The following is a 646-nucleotide window of genomic DNA, read 5'->3' on the forward strand; positions in this document are numbered from 1 at the left end:
TTAAGATCACCGGAAATACTTTCGTAAACTGCTTCCAGTAAATCAGCAGGAAATAATTGAGTATCAAGTAATATCCTATTAATTGTAGTGTGATATTCAATAGCCCTTTTTGTTAATCTTAGTCTTATTCTATCTATCTCATTTAGACAATTTTCGGCTCCTCTAAATATCTTTGGTAAATCTTCATTAATTGTGTTATTAACTAATCCCTCAGCAGCATCACTGACATCTTTTGCTATTCCCTTTGCTTTCTTTTCCATATCACCAATATTAGTCCAACCTAAATTTTGCAAATAAACATCTCCTTTCTACTATAAAAATAAACCTTCTTTAGTATTTCTCTGTTCACGAAAATTATTAAGAATTCAAACAAATGGTCAAGTACCTTTTTAAAAAGGATTTATAACTTTGTTTATACAGATGTCTCCAGACAACTCAGTTGTGACACAGACAACTTAGTCGTGACCTAAACAACTCAGTCATGACTCAAACAATTCAGTCGTGACCTAGTGTTTTTTTAAAAGTAAGATGTATTCTTTAAAAGTAAGTTGTACTCTTGGAAATCTAAAGGAATGTCTAAATTTTGGAGACATTCCTTTTTTCTAACTTATAATATTTAATTCCTTATTCCACAATCGCGCCCGAT

At 31.1% G+C, this 646-nt stretch carries 1 protein-coding gene; it reads right to left on the reverse strand.

The annotated features are described in order from the left end of the window. Positions 1–293, reverse strand: a 293-nt coding sequence (locus V7127_RS23390) for a hypothetical protein (protein WP_335490280.1), incomplete at its 3' end; no start/stop codon positions are given. Between the last annotated feature and the right edge of the window lie 353 nt (positions 294–646).

Source organism: Bacillus sp. JJ1773, from assembly GCF_036962035.1.
GTDB lineage: Bacteria > Bacillota > Bacilli > Bacillales > Cytobacillaceae > Cytobacillus.